The organism is Kitasatospora sp. Ki12 (assembly GCF_054601375.1).
The window spans coordinates 974,994-991,699 of record NZ_BAAIHT010000002.1 but is presented as its reverse complement, the minus strand read 5'-3'; the positions used below and the strand labels follow the sequence as shown (position 1 = coordinate 991,699).

The following is a 16,706-nucleotide window of genomic DNA, read 5'->3' as shown; positions in this document are numbered from 1 at the left end:
GATCCGCGGCACCCCCGACAGTCCGCAGCACCGACCACGGCCGAGGAGCCCAACCGTGTCAACTCCCACCGCCGGACGGGAACTCGGCGCCTTCCTGCGCGCCCACCGAGAGCTCCTCAAGCCCGCCGACGTCGGCCTCACCGCCACCACCCGGCGCCGCACCCCCGGCCTGCGCCGCGAGGAGGTCGCCTCGCTCTCCGGCGTCGGCCTCGCCTGGTACACCTGGGTCGAGCAGGGGAGGGTCGCCGCCTCCCGCCAGGTGCTGGAGGCCATCGCCCGGGTGCTCAAGCTGGACGACGCCGGGCTGCGGCACGCCCTTCGCCTGGCCGGGTACCACGAGCCCGCCCCGGCCGGCGGCCCGGACGGCACCGACCGGCTCGCCGGGGCCATCCAGCCCGTCCTCGACTCCTGGCCCACCAGCCCCGCCGTCCTGCTGGACCGCCACTTCGACCTGCGCGGCTGGAACGCGGCCTGGACGGCGCTCTGGGGCGCGCCCGAGTTCGTGCCCGGCGAGCGCCGCAACCTGATGTGGGTGATGGCCGCCGACCACCGGGTGCGCGCCGTGCTGCGGGACTGGGAACCGCTCGCGATGAACGTCTTCCAGCACTTCCGCGCCCAGGCGGGCCCGGCCCTGGCCGAGCCCCGCACCGCGGAGGTCTACCGGCACCTGGACCAGGACGCGCCGGAGCTCCGCCACTGGTGGGGGTGCCACTCGGTGGCGGAGCTGACCGTCCGTACCGTCACCGTCGAACCGGCCGGCCTCGGCCCGGTCCGGCTGATGCTGTCCTCCTTCCACCCGGTGGACGACCCCACGGCGACGGTCCTGCTGTTCACGCCGAACGGCGCCGCCGACCGGGCGCGGATGTCCGAACTCGTCGAACACCCGCTGCGCGCGGTCGGCGGCGCCGAGGCGGAGCGCCGGGTGGGCTGAGCCCCGTCTTCAGGCGCCCGGAGTGGTGGCCGTCGCGGCCGCGGCGCGGCGCAGGCCCAGGCTGACCGCCAGGCCGCCCAGCGCGGCCACCAGCGCCAGCCCGGCGCCGACCAGCAGGGTGCCGTCCGCGACGTCGCCGAAGGTGCCCACCGCCCAGGCGCCGACCCCGGTGCCCGCGTACATGGTCGACGTCAGCCACGCGCTGGACGTCGCCCGCAGCTCCGGCGCGATGGTGCCCGCCAGCGTCTGCTGGTCCGTCACGAAGCCGCCCGAGGCCACGAACCAGACCGTCACCCCGGCCAGCGCGAGCACCAGGCCCGGCGCCTCGGCCGCCACCGCGATGCCCACCGCCAGCAGCAGGCCCCACAGCGGCAGCAGCGGAAGGTCCGAGCGGCCCGCCGTCCTGGCCCGGTCGCCGAGCCGACCGCCCAGCAGCGAGCCGGTCATGCTGCCCGCGCCGACCAGTACGCCGACCAGGCCGAGCGCCTCCACCGACAGGTCGAAGCGCTGCACCAGCAGCGCGCCGAGGAAGGTGTAGGCCCCCAGGTTGGCCGTGTTGAAGACGGTGTTGACCAGCAGGGCCCGGCGCAGTGTCGGATCGGCCCAGCCCGCCAGGATCGCCCGGACGGCCCCCACCCGCGCCGCCGGTGCCGGGGCCGCGGCGGCCCCGACCTGACGCAGCAGCAGCGGGACGGCCGCGGCCGTGCCGATCGCCAGCGCCCAGAACGCCGAGCGCCACCCCGCCAGCCCCGCCAGGAAGCCGCCCAGCGGCACCCCGATCACCTGGCCCAGGGAGAACAGCGCCATGCCGAGGCCCAGCGCCCGGCCGCGCACGGCCTCCGGCGCGGTCTCGGCGATGTGCGCCCAGATCGCCGGCCCGGCCGCGGCTGCCGCCAGCCCGGCCACCGCCCGGGAGACCACCAGCAGCGTCAGCCCGGTGGACAGCGCCGCCGCCGCGTTCGACAGGACGAACAGCAGCGTGCCCACCAGCAGGGTGCGGCGACGGCCGAGCCGGTCGCTCAGCAGCCCCAGGAACGGCGCCGCGACCGCGTACACCAGCACGTAGGCGGTGACGCTCGACGCGGCGGCCGACTCACTGGTGTGGACCGAGTCCGCGATCGTCGGCAGCAGCGGCGACACCAGGAAGGTCTCGGTGCCGAACAGGAACAGCAGGAGGAACACCCCGGCGTACCGCCACCGGTCGAAACCCCGCGCCGAGGCGGGCAGTTCGGGGACGTCCTCGGCCTCGTCGGTCGACCGGGGCGGATCGGAGATGCTGCTCACGGCGAAGTACCACCTTCACGTACGGGGACGCGGCCGGGCCCTCGGACGGCAGGCGCAGGCGGCCGCGACGGCTGACGGGACGTCCGATGCGGCCATCCTGCGGACCGGTGCGGCGCCCAGCCAGACAGGCGGTGATCCTGTGAGTCCGGCTCACAGGCTGGGCGCTGCCGTGGTCCCCCTTCCGGAGGCGAGGAAGCGCTCGACGCCGGCGGTGAACGCCCGCGGGTCGTCCAGCCACGGGTAGTGGCCCGCGCCCGGCTGCACGGTGACCGTCGCCGCCGGGAACAGCGCGGCGGCGTCGGCGGCCGCGGCGGCGGTCGGCCACAGGTCCAGCTCGCCGGCCACCAGCAGCACCGGGCAGGGCAGGGCGGCCAGCCGGCGCCGCAGGTCCTCGACGTCCGGTTCGTACCCCGTGTAGAAGTGCTCGCTGACGGTCAGCGAGCGCTGCGCCGGGTCGGCGGCGGCGTGGGCCCGCGCGGCGGCGTCCCAGCGGCCGTACATCAGCGGTTCGAAGGCGAGCCGGTGCGGCGCGGCCTCGGCGAAGGACCGGGCCGCCTTCATCCGCCGGTAGGCCGCCACCGCCTCCGGGTACCAGGGCTCGGCGGCGCGGGCGGCGATCACCTCCTCGGCGCCGGTGTCCGAGGGCAGCCCGACGGCCGCGAACGAGGGCGTGACCAGGGTCAGGCTCGCCAGCCGGTCCGGGTGGGCGGCGGCGTAGAGCAGGGCCAGGCTGCCGCCGGCGGAGTGGCCGAGCAGGTCGACCCGGTCCAGGCCGAGCCGGCGGCGCAGTGCCTCGACGTCGGCGACCAGCCGGTCCACCCGGTAGCTCGCCGGATCGGCGGACGGGGCGGAGGCGCCGGTGCCCCGGGTGTCGGGCAGGACGAGCGTCCGGTGGGCGCCGAGCCCGCCCAGGTCGCAGAGGTACTCCGCGGCCCGGCCGGGGCCGCCCGGCAGGCAGAGCAGTGGCGGGCCGTCGCCGAGGGTGCGGAAGGCGAGCCGGGTGCCGTCGTACGAGGTGAAGGTGGTGGTCGTGGAGGTTTCCATGCCGGACACCCTGCGGGCGGGCGGCCCGGCCCGGCTACTGTTCAGCCACAGCTACATGATCGGCTGCATGATCCGTGAGGGGGCGAACGTGGCGGTGGAGATCCGGCTGTCCGCGGCCGAGGTGGCCAGGGTCCGGTTCGCGGTGTCGCCGCTGGCCGAGACGGTGCTCGGCCTGCGCGCCGCCCTGGGCGTCGGCGGGCACGCCGTGCACCGGTCGTGGGTGCGGCAGGCCCGGCCGGTGCTGGCCCGCGACCCCGGCGCGCCGCTGCTGCGCGCCCTGCTGGAGGGCTGCCTGCCCGCCTTCCTCTTCCCGGTGCCGGAGGAACGCCTGCCCGCCTTCGAGGCGGAGCTGGCGGGCCTGCGCGCGACCGACCCGGCGTACGTCGCCGCGGAGTGCGCCGCCGCCCTGGGCGGCCGCGCCGCGAACCTGCCCGAGCCGGCCGAGCTGCTGCGCGGGACCGCCGACCTCCTGGAGCGCTGCCACGCCCGGCTGATCGCCCCGCACTGGGGGCGGATGCGCGCCGTCCTCGACGCCGACCTCGGCCGCCGGGCGGTGGCCCTGGTGGACGGCGGGGTGGAGGGGCTCTTCGCCCAGCTGCACGGCGACGTGGTGTGGCGCGAGGGCGAGTTGGTGGTGCACGGGCGCCGCGGCTCCGGCGCCGCCTGGACGGTCGAGGCCGGCGGACACGGCCTGGTGCTGATGCCCTCCGTCTTCGCCTGGCCGGACGTGATCGTCGACCACGACCCGCGCACCGCCGCCTCCATCCGCTACCCGGCGGCCGGCGTCGGCCTGCTCTGGGAGGAGCCCGCTGCGACCCGGGCCGGCCTCGCCGCGGTCCTCGGCCGCACCCGCGCCACCCTGCTCGAAGCCCTCGGCGAACCCCTGACCACCCCCGACCTCGCCACCCGGCTCGGCGTCACCCCCAGCGCCGTCTCCCAGCACCTCGGCGCCCTGCGCGCCGCGGGCCTGGTCGCCACCCGGCGCACCGGCCGCACCGCCGTCCACCTGCGCACCGCGACCGGCACCGCGCTCACGGCGGCGGGCCCGGTGCTCACCGCCACCGGTTCGGTGCTCACCGCCACGGGCTCGGCGCCTTCCGGGAACTGACGGTCTCGCAGCGGGAACCAGGGTCCTCCCGAGATCGTTTCAAACACCGTTAGAACGGGTGGGGTGACCCTTCACCACCTGTCACCACGGAGGGGGAACAGTGTCGAAGGACAGCTACAAGGAGTTCTCGGACAACGTCGACCGCGAGGTCGCCAAGCTCGTGGACCGGGCCAACCGGGACGCCGCGCAGGCCGTGGACCGGGCGCTGGGCAGGACGCCCGCCACGGCGGCGTTCGACACCGCCCACTGGCAGCGCCGGCTCGACGAGCTGCTCGCCGCCCACCGCATCCCCGGCGCCGTGCTGGCCGTGCTCACCGGCGGTGAGATCCACGAACTGGCCAGCGGCGTCCTGCACACCGGCACCGGTGTCGAGACCACCACCGACTCGGTGTTCCAGATCGGCTCGGTCAGCAAGGGCTACACCGCCGCCCTCGTCCTGAGCCTCGCCGACGCCGGCAAGCTCGACCTGGACGCACCGGTCACGGCGGTCCTGCCGGACTTCGCCCTCGCCGACGCCGAGGCCGCCCGGGTCATCACCCCGCGTCAACTCCTCAACCACACCAGCGGGATCGAGGGGGACTACGTCAACGACACGGGCCGCGGCGACGACTGCCTGGCCCGCTACGTCGACGGCGCCCGCGACGTGGGCCTCACCAACCCGCCCGGCGCCACCATGTCCTACTCCAGCACCGCCTACAACGTCCTCGGCCGGATCGTCGAGGTGGTCACCGGCCGTAGCTGGGACGAGGCGCTCAAGGAGCTGATCTGCGACCCGCTCGGACTCGAGCACACCATGACGCTGCCCGAGGAGGTGCTGCGCTTCCGCGCCGCGATGGGGCACATGGGCGAGCCCGGCGAGGTCCCGACCCCCACCCCGCTGTGGAACATGCTGCCCCGCTCCGCCGGACCGTACGGCGGCATCAGCGCCACCGCGGCCGACGTGGTCCGCTTCGCCCGGATGTTCATCGACGGCGGGACCGCGCCGGACGGCACCCGGGTCCTCTCCGCCGCGGCCGTGGAGGCGATGCTCACCCGCGAGGTGGAGATGCCCGACCAGTGGTTCCTCGGCGCCCACTGGGGCCTCGGCTGGGGCCTGTTCGAATGGGACGGCGCCCGCGGCTTCGGCCACGACGGCAGCACCTTCGGCCAGCTCGCCTACCTGCGGGCCATCCCGGAGAAGGGCCTCGCCATCGCCCTGCTGACCAACGGCGGAGGCGCCGCGCCGAAGGTCCACGAGGCCCTGTGCCGCGAACTGAGCGCCGAGTTCGCCGGAGTGGCCATGCCCGCGTTCGGACCGGCCGACCCGCCCCCGGCCGTCGACACCGAGCCCTTCACCGGCCGCTACAAGCGCGAGGGCTTCCTGATGACCATCACCGCCCGCACCGAGTCCGCGGATGCGGAAGCGGGCGAGGGTGTGCTGGACCTGCGGTACGAGGGCGTCGAAGGCCTCGCCGGGACCTTCGACCCGCTGGTCTGGCACCTCACGCCCGTCTCCGACACCCCCGACAGGACCGTCTTCGCCGGCCGCCGCAACGACAAGGACGCCTGGATCCCGGTCGTCTTCTACGCCCTCGCCGACGGCACCCGCTACGTCCACTTCGGCGTCCGCGCCACCGCCAAGTCCGCCTGACCCCACCGCGCCCGCCGCCGCCCACCCCGCGGGCGGCGGCGAACCGGGCGGTCGGTGGGACCGTCGAGCGGGTGTGCGCGGGCGGACGCAACCGAACGGCCGTACCGGCACGTATCAGGTGACGTGAAACTGACAGGCACCACGTTCTTCGTCCTCTCGGTCCTCCTCGTCCCGCTCTCCATAGGACTTCTGATGTACCTGTGGAACCGGGTCCGCGGGCCGCGGCCACTGCGCTTCGGGGCGCGGTTGCTCCTGGTGGCGTTCGCCCAGTTCACGGCCGTGACGCTGGTGTTCGTGATCGTCAACAACGACAACCAGCTGTACGGCACCTGGGACGACCTGCTCGGGACCGGGAACCACGTCCGGGCGGTTCCCGTCCCGCCCGCGGCGGACGCGACGGCGGCCGCGAACGGGCCCGAGCAGCCCAAGGTGGTCCAGCAGTTCGGGCCGGTGGACGACAAGGCCGTGCCGAAGGACGTGCGGACGACCGACCTGAAGGGGCGGGTCTCCGGTGTGGACGGCGAGGTCCTGGTCTGGACGCCGCCGCAGTACGACGACCCGGCCTTCAAGGACCGGAAGTTCCCGGTCGTCGAACTGCTCGCCGGCTTCCCCGGCTCGTCCAGCGCCTGGTTCGGCAGCATGAACGTCTCCAAGCAGCTGGCGCCGCTGATGAAGTCCGGTCAGATCGCGCCGTTCATCCTGGTCGCCCCGCGCGTCGTGCTGCTCGGCTCGCACCTCGACACCGGCTGCGCGGACGTGCCCGGAAAGGTCAACGCCGAGACCTGGCTGGCGCGCGACGTGCCGCAGATGGTGCTCGACAACTTCCGCGCCGAGACCGGCCCCGAGCGGTGGGCCGTGGCGGGCTACTCGGCGGGCGCGCACTGCGCCGCCCGGCTCGCGCTGGCGCACCCGAACCGCTACCACGCCGCCGTCAGCCTGTCCGGGTACAACGACCCGATGGGGGAGCCGGCCTCGCTGACCGCCAAGGACGCGCACCTGCGCGAGGTCTCCAACCCCCTCTACCTGCTCCAGCACGCGCAGACGCCGCCGGACGTCCTCCTGTACGCGACCGGGAAGAAGGGCGACGGGTACGAGGACGCCCTCGCGCTGCAGAAGAACGCCAAGGCCCCGACGGCCGTCACCCCGGTCGAGGTCAGCGGCCCGCACCTGACCTCCACCTGGGAACCCCTCGTGCCGTCCGTGTTCACCTGGCTCACCCAGGCCATCGGGAAGACCGGCTGACCGGCTGACCGGCTGACCAGGTGACCAGGTGATCGGGTCGCCGACGTCGTCCGGCTGAGGCTCCCCGGCCCGCGCCCGGCGGAAAATGAGTTGCCCGCCGGGCGCGGCCACGCGCATGATCGCCGCATGGACAAGTAACGGCTGCCACGTAGCAACGACCGACCCGTCGCGCGGTCGACCTCTGAGCCTGACCACTCGGCTCCGAGGCGACGACCCGCGCCCTCGTGTGCATCCGTCATATCCCAGGAGCCGCGGCCGGCCCGCGAGAGCTCCTGCTGAGTCCTGAAGGCGACCACAACCATATGAATACCGACCGCAAGGCCCTCTGGGCCGTGCGCCAGTCCGCCCTGCCCGCTGTCGTACGACCCTGCCCGGACTGCTCCGGCACCCGTCACCGTCCCTCGGGCAAGGTCCGGGTCAACGCGAGCGGCAAACTCCTCGACGTCTGGCTGCTCCTGAGCTGCGCGGCCTGCGACCGGACCTCGAAGGTGCCCGTCCACGAGCGCGTCCACGTCTCGTCGCTGGATCCCGCCCGGCTGGTGGCGTACGAGAACAACGACCCCGCCGTGGTACGCGAGTTGACGATGAGTGCGTCGCTCGCCACCCGGAACGGCTACCGCCTCGACTGGACCGGCGCCTGGGCGCTGGAGACCCGGACGCCCCTCTACGCACTCGACGACCCGACACCGCTCACGGTGCTGGTCGGCTTCGAGCTGCCCGTGCCGGTCCGGGTCGAGCGGCTGCTCATGCTCGGGCTCGGCCTCAGCCGCACCGCGGTCCGACGCCTGGCCGGGTCCGGGCACATCCGGGTGCCGCTGGCCCTGGACGCCAAGGCGCACCAGGACTTCGAGCTCACCCTCCACGGGCCCGGAGCCGTCGACGCCGCGAAGCACCCGCACCCCGTCACCGCCCCGACCGACGCCCGCCCGGACCCGGGCACGGACCCGCGTCCGGATCCGGGTACGGACCTGCTTACGGACCCGCGCCGCATCGGGCCGCCGCGATGGGCGCGCTCGGCGGCGGTCGGCGCGGGTCAGCAGGTGGTGCCCGCGGGCAGGGGGGTGAGGCGGACGAGGTAGTCGTCCACCGCGTCGGTGACGCACGCGCTACCGCGGCCGTAGGCGGTGTGGCCGAGGCCGCGGTAGGTCAGCAGCATGCCGCCGGGCAGTTGGGAGGCCAGGCTCTTCGCGTCCTCGTACGGGGTGGCGGCGTCGCCGGTGGTGCCGATGACCAGGACGGGCGGGACACCGTCGGCCTCGACCCGGTGGGGCCGGGTCGGGCCGGCGGGCCAGTTGCGGCAGTTGAGTTCGGCGAGGACGCCGGAGCTGCCGAAGACGCCGGACTCCTGGTGGGCGCGGTCGAGGACCTCCCAGTAGGCCTGCGGGTCCACGGGGTGCGGCACGTCGAGGCAGTTGACGGCGGTCAGGATGTCGCTGCTGTTGTCGCGGGGCCGGTCGTCCGGGGCGGCGTCGGAGGAGGCGTCGCCCTGGGGCGCGGTCGCCCCGGCGACCGCGGCGAGCTTGCCGCCGTCGCCCCTGACGGCGGCGGTGAGCCCGTCGGAGAGGTCCTGCCACTGGGCTTCCGGGGTGTACATCGACAGGACGATCGCGCTGTGCAGGGTGTTCTCGTCGAGGCGGTCGGTGCTGCCCTTGATCCGCAGGGGGTGGCGGGCCACCTTGGCGTAGAGGTCGGCGACGAGCCGGCGGATGCCGTCCGGGGTGTTCGCGGGACAGCCGCGCTTGACGACCTTCGCGCAGTTGTCGGCGTAGTCGTCGACGGCCTTGCGGAAGGCGCGGCCTCCGGTGAGGGCGCGCTGGGACCAGTCGAGGGCGGGGTCGACGGCGCCGTCGAGGACCAGCGCGCGCACCCGGTGCGGGAACTGCTCGGCGTAGGCCGTTCCGAGCCAGGTGCCGTAGGACCAGCCGAGGTAGGTGAGCTTGTCGTCGCCGAGGGCGGCGCGCAGGACGTCGATGTCCCGGGCGGCGTCCATGGTCCCGACGTGCGGCAGGAGGTCGCCGCTGCGGGCGACGCAGTCCGCGGTGGTGCGTTCGGCCTCGGCGAGGGCGGCCCGGCGTTCGGCGTCGGTGCGCGGGTAGAGCGGGGAGGCGGTCGCGTCGGTGCCGTCCAGGGCCTGGTCGGATGCGCCGTCCGGGGCGCCGTCGGGGGCGCCGTCGGGCGGGGTGCAGTCCACGGCGGGCCTGCTGCCGGCCACGCCGCGCGGGTCGAAGCCGACGAGGTCGAAGTGCGCCCGGGCCTGCTTGCCGAAGGAGTCCGCGCCGCCGGACCTCACGGTCTCCACCCCGGAGCCGCCGGGGCCACCGGGGTTGAGGACCAGCGACCCGATCCGGCGGCCCGGGTCGGTGGCGGCCGCGCGCACCAGCGGCAGGGTGAAGGTCTTGCCGTCCTGCGGGTGGTCGTAGTCCATGGGGACGGTCAGCGTCGCGCACTGGAGGTCGCCGCAGGCGCTCCAGGCCGGCTTCTGCTGGTAGAAGGACCGCAGGGCGGGCCGGTCGGCCGGTTCGGTGGCCGCGGGCGGCGCCGACAACGCCATGTGCTGCCGCGCCCGATCGGGACCGCAGCCGGTGAGCGCGGTGGCGCCCAGCGCGGCCACGGCGAGGGTCAGGACGCCGAACCGTACGGCGCCGCCGCGTCGGGCGCCTGCCACGGGGGCGCCCGCGGTGCGGGCGTCCGCGGGGGTGTCGGTCGGGGCGTCCGTGGGGTGGTGCGGGGGCCGGGCGGTTCCGTGCACTGCGCTGCTTCCGTTTCGTCCGGGGTGTTCGGGGCGTTCGGGTACGGGCAGAAGCATGGCCGGGGCGACGTGAGGAATTGCTGAGGGCGGTGGGGAGCCGGGCCCGGTACGGCGACGTTCAGGCCCGGTCGCCGGGGCGGCGGCAGGTGGCGGGGTCCGGGGCGGGGGTGGCTTCGCAGAGGTAGCCGCGGTCGGCGGCGCTGCCGCTGAGGTACCGGCCGGAGCATTGCCCGCCGCCGTGGTCGGTGCAGAAGTCGAGTGCCTCGTAGCCGTCGGCGAAGCTGCCGGGGGCCCGTACGATCCAGTAACCCGGGGGCAGCGAAGGCCAGTTGTCGCTGTCGAGCAGGGTGGCGCCGGGCACCTGCCGCTGGAGCGCCGTGAGTTCCCGGTCCCGCCGGTCCGGGCCCGCGGTGTGCGGGATCCGGGCCAGTTGGGCGATCCAGCCGTCTCCTCCGGTGCTCGGCGGTCGGGCGTCGGCGTTGGTGTCACTGGTGGTGTCGGCCTCGCTGTCGGCTTCGGCCGCGGTGGGCGCGGGACCGTGCCGGAGGGCGGGCAGGGTGACCGCGGCGGCGGACGCGAGAGCCGCGCCCGTCACGGCCGCGAGCACGAGAGACAGCCGGCGGCGCCCGCGCCGGCGCCCGCGCGGGGCCGCCGGGGGGGGCCGGGGCCGGGAGCTCGGCGGCCGCCTCGGCCGGTCCCTCGACGAGCGTCGGGGTCGGCTGACGGGTGATCGTGATCGTGCGCGCCTCGCTCTCGGCGACGGCGGCCAGCAGGCCGGCGAGCCGGGTCGCGGAGGGGCGGTCCTCCGGCCTGCGGGCCAGCAGGGCGCCGATCACCTCGGCGAGCGGTCCCGCCTCGGCCGGCGGCGCCGGGATGGGCAGGTCGCAGACGGCCAGGAGGGTCTGCCACACCGAGTCGCGGCGGACCGGGTTGTCGCCGTCGACGCACACGTACAGCAGCATGCCCAGGGACCACAGGTCCGAGGCCGGGCCGACGGCGCCGCCGCGGATCCGTTCCGGGGCCATGTACTCCGGGGATCCGACGATGTCGCCGGGGGCGGTGAGTGTCTGCCATCCCTGCAGGGCCGCGATTCCGAAGTCGGTGAGCGCGGCGGTGCCGTCCTGGCGGATGAGGACGTTTCCCGGCTTGACGTCCCGGTGCAGGACTCCGGCCGCGTGCGCGGCTTGCAGGGCGCCGAGGAGGTCCAGGCCGATGCGGGCGGCCCGGACGGGACCGAGCCGGCCGTCCCGCAGGACGGCGTCCAGGGAACGGCCGGTCACCAGTTCCATCACCAGCCACGGGCAGGGCTCCTGGTCGAGTACCTCGTGGACGGTGACCACGTTCGGGTGCTTCACCCTGGCGAGGGCGCGCGCCTCCCGCAGGACCCGCGCCCGCGTGTGGACGGCCCGGCTCGGGTCCTCCTCGGCGGGGGAGCCCGTGGCGGAGACCGCGGGGGAGCGCATCTCCTTCACCGCGACCTCGCGTTCGAGGAGCAGGTCGTGGGCCCGCCACACCGTGCCCATGCCGCCGGCACCCAACCGCGCCAGGAGTTCGAACCGTCCGGCCACCAGATCGCCGACGGAGTGTGCCCTTACCTGGGTCATGTGTCCGATTTCCTGCCGTGCCCCTCCTCTCCCCGTCCCGAAGGGCCGGAGGGGCACGGTCCATGCTCGCTGCTCGCTGTGCGGGGACTGCGGGCAGTGTGGCCGGGCCAAGCTGAGGAATCGGTGAGGGCCGGCCCGTCCCGGGAGGTCAGGGCTGCCTCCGGACCGGAGACCGGGTCAGGGCGTCAGGGCTGCTTCTGGACCGGGAGGCGCAGCAGGAAACGGGCGCCGCCGCGGGTGCCGCGCTCCACGGTGAGCGAGCCGCCGTGCGCGTGCGCGACCCAGGCGGCGATCGACAGCCCGAGGCCGCTGGAGCCGGCGCCGCTGCGGAAGCGCTCGAACAGCGACTTCGCCTGTTCGGGCGGAACACCGGGGCCGGCGTCGTCCACCGCGACGGTGCCGTCCGCGCCGACGGTGACCTCGACGTCGGCCGGTTCGCCCGGGGAGTGCCCGTGGGCGAGCGCGTTGCCCAGCAGGTTGGCGACGGCCCGGCGCAGCAGGGACGCGTCGGCGAGCACGACCACCGGCTCGGCCCGGACGGTCACCCGGTGCCCCTCGGCCGGGGTGTCGGCCACGACCGCGTCGACCAGCTGGTCGAGCCGGAGCGGCTCCCGGTCCAGCGGGACGGCTCCGGCCATCAGCCGGGCGCGGGTCAGCAGGTCGTCCACCAGTTCGCTCATCCGGGTGGACTGGCGCAGGGTGCGGCGCAGCACCTCCCGGCCGTCCGCCTCGCCGCGCAGCCCGGTCTCGGCGAGCAGTCGCATGGAGGTGACGGGGGTGCGCAGGTCGTGGGCGGCGTCGGCGAAGAACGCCTCCTGCTGGTCGAGCGCGGTCAGCGCCGGCCGGACGGCCCGCCCGGCGAGCCAGTGGCCGGCCAGGGCCGACACCGCGACCAGGACGGCGCACGCGACGCCGAGGAGTACGGTCAGCCGCTCGTGGTCGTCCAGGTTGCCGGAGGTGTCCACGGCCGCGACCACCACGCCGTCGGCGTTCTCCGCGGCCGGGCCGGTGAAGGCCTGGGCGGACAGCCGCAGCCGGTGGCCGTTCGCCGCGGTGACGGTGGCCCGGACGAGGTCCCCGTCCCGGCCGGCCGCTTCGGCGACCGCCTGGAGGGCCGGTCCGGGGACGGCCAGGCACGGCCGGTGCGGGCCGGCCAGGGGAGTCACCTGGCCACCGGTGCCGGTGAACAGGGTCACCGGGGGACAGTCGTAGACGCCCTCCTTCGGATCCGGGTACTCCAGCGCGCCCTGCTCGTCGTAGCGCAGGTCGGCGGAGAACTCGCTGGTCCTGAGCTTGAGATCGGCGTCCACCTGGGCGCGCCAGGACGAGTCGTCGGCGTGCACCGCGATGACGGCCATGCCGACCAGGCCCGCGGCGCTGACGAGGGCGAACAGCAGGGTGATCCGCCGCCGCAGCCGGCGGATCCGGCCCGCCGGGGTCGGGGGCCTGCGCCCCCGCTGCCCCCTGCGCGGCCCGTCCCGTCTCACGGCTGCTCCTCCAGCCGGTAGCCGACCCCGCGCACGGTGTGGATCAGCGGCGGCTCGCCGAGCTTGCGGCGCAGCTGCGACACCAGCACCTCGACCACGTTGGAGTTGGGCTCGGTCAGCTCGTCCCAGCAGCGCTCGACGAGCTCGCTGCGCCGCACCGCCTCCGCGGGGCGGGCGGCGAGCGTCTCCAGGACGGCGAACTCCTTGGTGGTGAGCGACAGCAGGACGCCGTCGCGGTGCACCGTACGGCGGGCCGTGTCGATCTCCAGCCCGCCGCAGCGCACCACGGGCGGCCGGGCGACGGCGGTGCGCCGGCACAGGTTCCGTACCCGGGCCACGAGTTCGGGCACGGCGAAGGGCTTGACCAGGTAGTCGTCGCCGCCGGTGGCGAAGCCCTCGACCCGGTCGGCGACGGTGTCGCGGGCGGTGAGGAACAGCACCGGCACCGTCCGGCCGTCCGCGCGCATCCGCTGCACGTAGGCCGCGGAGTCGCCGGAGGGCAGCATCCGGTCGAAGACCACGCAGTCGTAGGCGGTGACGAACAACGCCTCGTCCGCGGCCGGCAGGTCCCCGGCCTCGTCGACGGCCAGGCCGCTGCCGCGCAGAGCCGCGGCCACGGCGAACCGCAGGTCATCGTCGTCCTCGACCACCAGTACGCGCATGCCGGTCAGGATAGCCGTGACCTGCGGCGGAGCCGTCGGCCGCGGCGACGGGGCGCCTCCCCCTCCGTGGGGGACCGGGGAGGCGCCGCCGTCGACCGCGAACAGCATCACAGGGGGAACCTGAGGATTCGATGAGGCGTGTCGGGCGTGCCGCCGGGCGCCTCGCCGGGAGCGCCGACGTGACCGCCGACGTGAGCGCCCTCGTCCGGCGCGGGAGGGCAGTGCTGTGCCACCAGCCGGTGGTGCCGCACCACCCGCAGGCGCTCGCAGACCACGTCGGCCGGGCTGATGTCCGCGTCCGCGACGAGCTGGGCCGCCGTCGCCGCTCCGGTAGCCAGGACCGTCACCAGGGCCGCCGCCGGCACGACGGACGACCAGCCGGCCCTGCCGAGAAGGGATTTCCGCACCGTCCAGCTCCGCCCGTTCGCACCGTTCTGCTGTGGGAGGAGCTTGGCCGGGGCCGGATGAGGATTCGATGATGACGCCCTCGGGCGCTCGGACCACGGGGCGGACCGTCCGCCGGTCCCCGTGCTGTCCACCGGACCGGCCTGGCCGTAGGTTGGCCCGATGACGGCCGAGTTCGAGACCTGCGAGACCTGCGAGACCTACGAGACCTACGAGACCTTCGCGCGCACCGCCACCGGCTTCACCCCCTACCCCTACCAGTCGGCGCTGGCCGCCGAGGGACTGCCCACTCTGCTGGAGGCGCCCACCGGGGCCGGCAAGACGGTGGCCGCCGTGCTGCCGTGGCTGTACCGGCGGCTGATCGCCGCGCCGGGGGCCACGCCCCGCCGGCTGGTGTACGTGCTGCCCCGGCACAGCCTCGCCGACCAGGCCGTCGACCGGATCGGGGAGTGGCTGGCGCGCCTGGGCCGCGCGGACGAGGTCGGGCTGCACCTGCTCGCGGGCGCCGCGGCGCAGGAGGGCGGCTGGCGGCGGCGCCCCGAGCGCAGCGCGATCCTGGTCGGCACCCACGACATGGTGCTCAGCCGGGCGTTGATGCGCGGCTACGCGGACGCGCCGACGATGGCGCCGGTCTCGTACGCGCTGCTGCACACCGACGCCCAGTGGGTGTTCGACGAGGCGCGGCTGCTCGGGCCCGGTCTGGCCACCGGTGTGCGACTCCAGTGTCTACGGGACGAGTTGGGGACGGCGGCGGCGACCGGGACGATGTGGATGTCGTCGGTCCGGGGGCCGGGCGGTCTCGGCGGGAGGACGGTGCGCGCGCCGGACACGACCGGGACGGTGCGGCGCATCGGCCGTCTCGACCTTCCGCCGGGGCGCTACGTCACCGCCCTCGCCGAGGCCGTCACCGCCGCGCACGTGCCGGGCACCCGGACCGTCGTGGTGCTCGACTCCCCGGGACGGGCCCGGGCCGTGCACGCCGCCCTGGCCGCCCGGGGGCGTGAGGCACTGCTGCTGCACCCGCACTTCCGGCGCGCCGACCTCGACCGTGCCCTGGCCGCCGCCGAGGGCGCGCGCGACCTCGTCCTCGTCGCCACCCCCGCCCTGGAGGCCGGGCTCGACCTCTCCAGCCGCACCCTGGTCACCGAACTCGCGCCCTGGGCCTCGCTCGTGCAGCGCGCCGGCCGCTGCAACCGCCACGGCGAGCACCCGGACGGCGGCGACCTGCTGTGGTGCACGCCCCCCGAGGGCGGTGACGCGGCCACCGCGCGCTGGCTGACCGCCCACGAGGGCCGGGCCGTCACCCCCGGCGAGCTGCTGACGGCCGACGTCGACGCGCCGGCCGCGGCGCCCGTACAGCCCGCGCCGCTTGCGCCGCCCGGGCCGGGGCGGGAGGACGTCCTGGCCCTCTTCGACTCGCCCGCCGACGACACCGCCGGGGACACCGCCGGGGTGGACCACTGGATCCGCGACCCGGCGCAGGCCGACTCGCTCCCGGCCCTGGTCGCCTGGCGCGCCTGGGACCGCGCCGAGCCCGGCGAGGACGAGCCGGACCCGAGCGGCGCCGAACTCTGCCCGGTGCCGCTCGGCGAGCTCCGGCGGCTTCCCGCCGGGCGGGCCTGGCTGCGCGACACCCTGGACCGCCGCTGGCGCCCCGCGCGGCCGGAGGACCTGCGGCCCGGCGTCCGGCTGCTCCTGGACGCCCGCACCGGCGGCTACCTCCCGGACCGCGGCTGGACCCCGGCGAGTCCGGCCCCGGTGGCCTGCGAGGCCGCCGTCCCCGGGCGGCCGGCCTATGGCTGCACCGCCTGGGTCGGCCTCGACCAGCACCTCCAGGAGACCGCGCAGGAGGCGGAGTCGCTGCTCGCCGCGCTGCCCGCGCTCCCCACCGGCCTGCGGGAGGCCGTGGTCGAGGCGGCCCGCTTCCACGACCTCGGCAAGTGCCACGACGCCTTCCAGGAGAAGCTGCGGGCCGGCCGCACCGACCCGCCCGGCGGCCTGCTCGCCAAGTCCAGGAGCGGCGCCGACCCCCTGCCGCCCTACCACTCGCCGCGCCCCTACCTGCGGCACGAGCTCGTCAGCGCCCTGCTGCTCTGGGAGGGCGGTCACCACCCGCTCGTGACGTACCTCGCCGCCGCCCACCACGGCCAGGTCCGGCTCACCGTGCGCCCGCGCGGCGACGAGGCCCCACTGCTGCTCGGCGTCGCGGACGGGGACCGCACCCCGCCGATCCGGCTGTCCACCGGCGAGCACTTCCCCGCCCGGACCCTGCGCACCGCCGCCTTCCCGGCGGCCTGGACCGAACGGGCCCTGTCCCTGCGCGACGCCCCCGGTCTCGGCCCGTTCCGCCTCGCCTTCCTCGAAACCCTGGTCCGCGTCGCCGACTGGCGCGCCAGCGCCCGCCACGACGGGCCCCTGGCGCCGGCCTCCCCGGCGACGGCCCCGGCCGGGTAGGACGAGACCCGCCCCCGTGCGACCGCTGTGCGGCCGTAACGGGAGCGGGGCTCGGGGTGGCCGGCTGAGGCCCGCCGCTCACGTTCCGCTGCGGCACCCCCCCCCG

General features: G+C 75.7%; 14 protein-coding genes. 6 read left to right on the top strand and 8 right to left on the bottom strand.

What is annotated here, in order from left to right:
• The first annotated feature begins 55 nt into the window (after positions 1–55).
• The gene (locus tag ACYP53_RS22005; protein WP_459648649.1) at positions 56–931 is read left to right on the top strand and encodes a helix-turn-helix transcriptional regulator; all 876 of its coding nucleotides are present in this window, start codon (positions 56–58) and stop codon (positions 929–931) included.
• A 9-nt stretch (positions 932–940) separates the two neighbouring features.
• Here ACYP53_RS22005 and ACYP53_RS22000 read toward each other — a convergent pair whose 3' ends face one another.
• Together ACYP53_RS22000 and ACYP53_RS21995 are read right to left on the bottom strand one after the other, a co-directional pair.
• The gene (locus tag ACYP53_RS22000; protein WP_459648648.1) at positions 941–2,215 is read right to left on the bottom strand and encodes an MFS transporter; all 1,275 of its coding nucleotides are present in this window, start codon (positions 2,213–2,215) and stop codon (positions 941–943) included.
• A 150-nt stretch (positions 2,216–2,365) separates the two neighbouring features.
• Positions 2,366–3,259, bottom strand: coding sequence for an alpha/beta fold hydrolase (locus tag ACYP53_RS21995; RefSeq protein WP_459648647.1), 894 nt, complete (start codon positions 3,257–3,259; stop codon positions 2,366–2,368).
• Between ACYP53_RS21995 and ACYP53_RS21990 the strand changes: the two genes are divergently transcribed.
• The 4 genes from ACYP53_RS21990 to ACYP53_RS21975 all read left to right on the top strand — a co-directional run bounded on the left by ACYP53_RS21990 (position 3,258) and on the right by ACYP53_RS21975 (position 8,318).
• Positions 3,258–4,367 carry an ArsR/SmtB family transcription factor gene (locus tag ACYP53_RS21990; protein WP_459648646.1) on the top strand — a complete coding sequence of 370 codons (1,110 nt, stop codon included), beginning with the start codon at positions 3,258–3,260 and terminating at the stop codon, positions 4,365–4,367. The genes ACYP53_RS21995 and ACYP53_RS21990 overlap by 2 nt on opposite strands.
• 100 nt (positions 4,368–4,467) lie before the next feature.
• Positions 4,468–5,997, top strand: a complete 1,530-nt coding sequence (locus tag ACYP53_RS21985; protein WP_459648645.1) for a serine hydrolase domain-containing protein — start codon at positions 4,468–4,470, stop codon at positions 5,995–5,997.
• A gap of 123 nt (positions 5,998–6,120) precedes the next feature.
• Complete coding sequence (locus ACYP53_RS21980; RefSeq protein WP_189921604.1) at positions 6,121–7,239, top strand: alpha/beta hydrolase; 1,119 nt, start codon at positions 6,121–6,123, stop codon at positions 7,237–7,239.
• 302 nt (positions 7,240–7,541) lie between these two features.
• Positions 7,542–8,318 (top strand): DUF1062 domain-containing protein, encoded by a 777-nt coding sequence (locus ACYP53_RS21975; protein ID WP_459648644.1) that lies wholly within the window; start codon positions 7,542–7,544, stop codon positions 8,316–8,318.
• Here the strand turns inward: ACYP53_RS21975 and ACYP53_RS21970 are convergent.
• From ACYP53_RS21970 to ACYP53_RS21945, 6 genes are all read right to left on the bottom strand, one after another.
• Positions 8,273–9,988, bottom strand: a complete 1,716-nt coding sequence (locus ACYP53_RS21970) for an alpha/beta fold hydrolase (protein ID WP_459648643.1) — start codon at positions 9,986–9,988, stop codon at positions 8,273–8,275. The two genes, ACYP53_RS21975 and ACYP53_RS21970, sit on opposite strands and share 46 nt — an antisense overlap.
• 118 nt (positions 9,989–10,106) lie before the next feature.
• A complete protein-coding gene (locus ACYP53_RS21965) occupies positions 10,107–10,583 on the bottom strand; it encodes a hypothetical protein (RefSeq protein WP_459648642.1) in 477 nt (158 codons plus the stop codon).
• Positions 10,474–11,592 carry a serine/threonine-protein kinase gene (locus ACYP53_RS21960; RefSeq protein ID WP_459648641.1) on the bottom strand — a complete coding sequence of 373 codons (1,119 nt, stop codon included), beginning with the start codon at positions 11,590–11,592 and terminating at the stop codon, positions 10,474–10,476. Before ACYP53_RS21960 ends, ACYP53_RS21965 begins: the two co-directional genes overlap by 110 nt.
• A gap of 185 nt (positions 11,593–11,777) precedes the next feature.
• Positions 11,778–13,079, bottom strand: a complete 1,302-nt coding sequence (locus ACYP53_RS21955) for a sensor histidine kinase (RefSeq protein ID WP_459648640.1) — start codon at positions 13,077–13,079, stop codon at positions 11,778–11,780.
• Positions 13,076–13,741, bottom strand: a complete 666-nt coding sequence (locus ACYP53_RS21950; protein ID WP_189921598.1) for a response regulator transcription factor — start codon at positions 13,739–13,741, stop codon at positions 13,076–13,078. The genes ACYP53_RS21955 and ACYP53_RS21950 overlap by 4 nt, the downstream gene beginning before the upstream one ends.
• 107 nt (positions 13,742–13,848) lie before the next feature.
• The gene (locus ACYP53_RS21945; protein ID WP_459648639.1) at positions 13,849–14,148 is read right to left on the bottom strand and encodes a hypothetical protein; all 300 of its coding nucleotides are present in this window, start codon (positions 14,146–14,148) and stop codon (positions 13,849–13,851) included.
• A gap of 160 nt (positions 14,149–14,308) precedes the next feature.
• Here ACYP53_RS21945 and cas3g point away from each other — a divergent pair, with 160 nt between their 5' ends.
• Positions 14,309–16,600 carry a type I-G CRISPR-associated helicase/endonuclease Cas3g gene (gene cas3g, locus ACYP53_RS21940; protein ID WP_459648638.1) on the top strand — a complete coding sequence of 764 codons (2,292 nt, stop codon included), beginning with the start codon at positions 14,309–14,311 and terminating at the stop codon, positions 16,598–16,600.
• Positions 16,601–16,706: the final 106 nt, after the last annotated feature.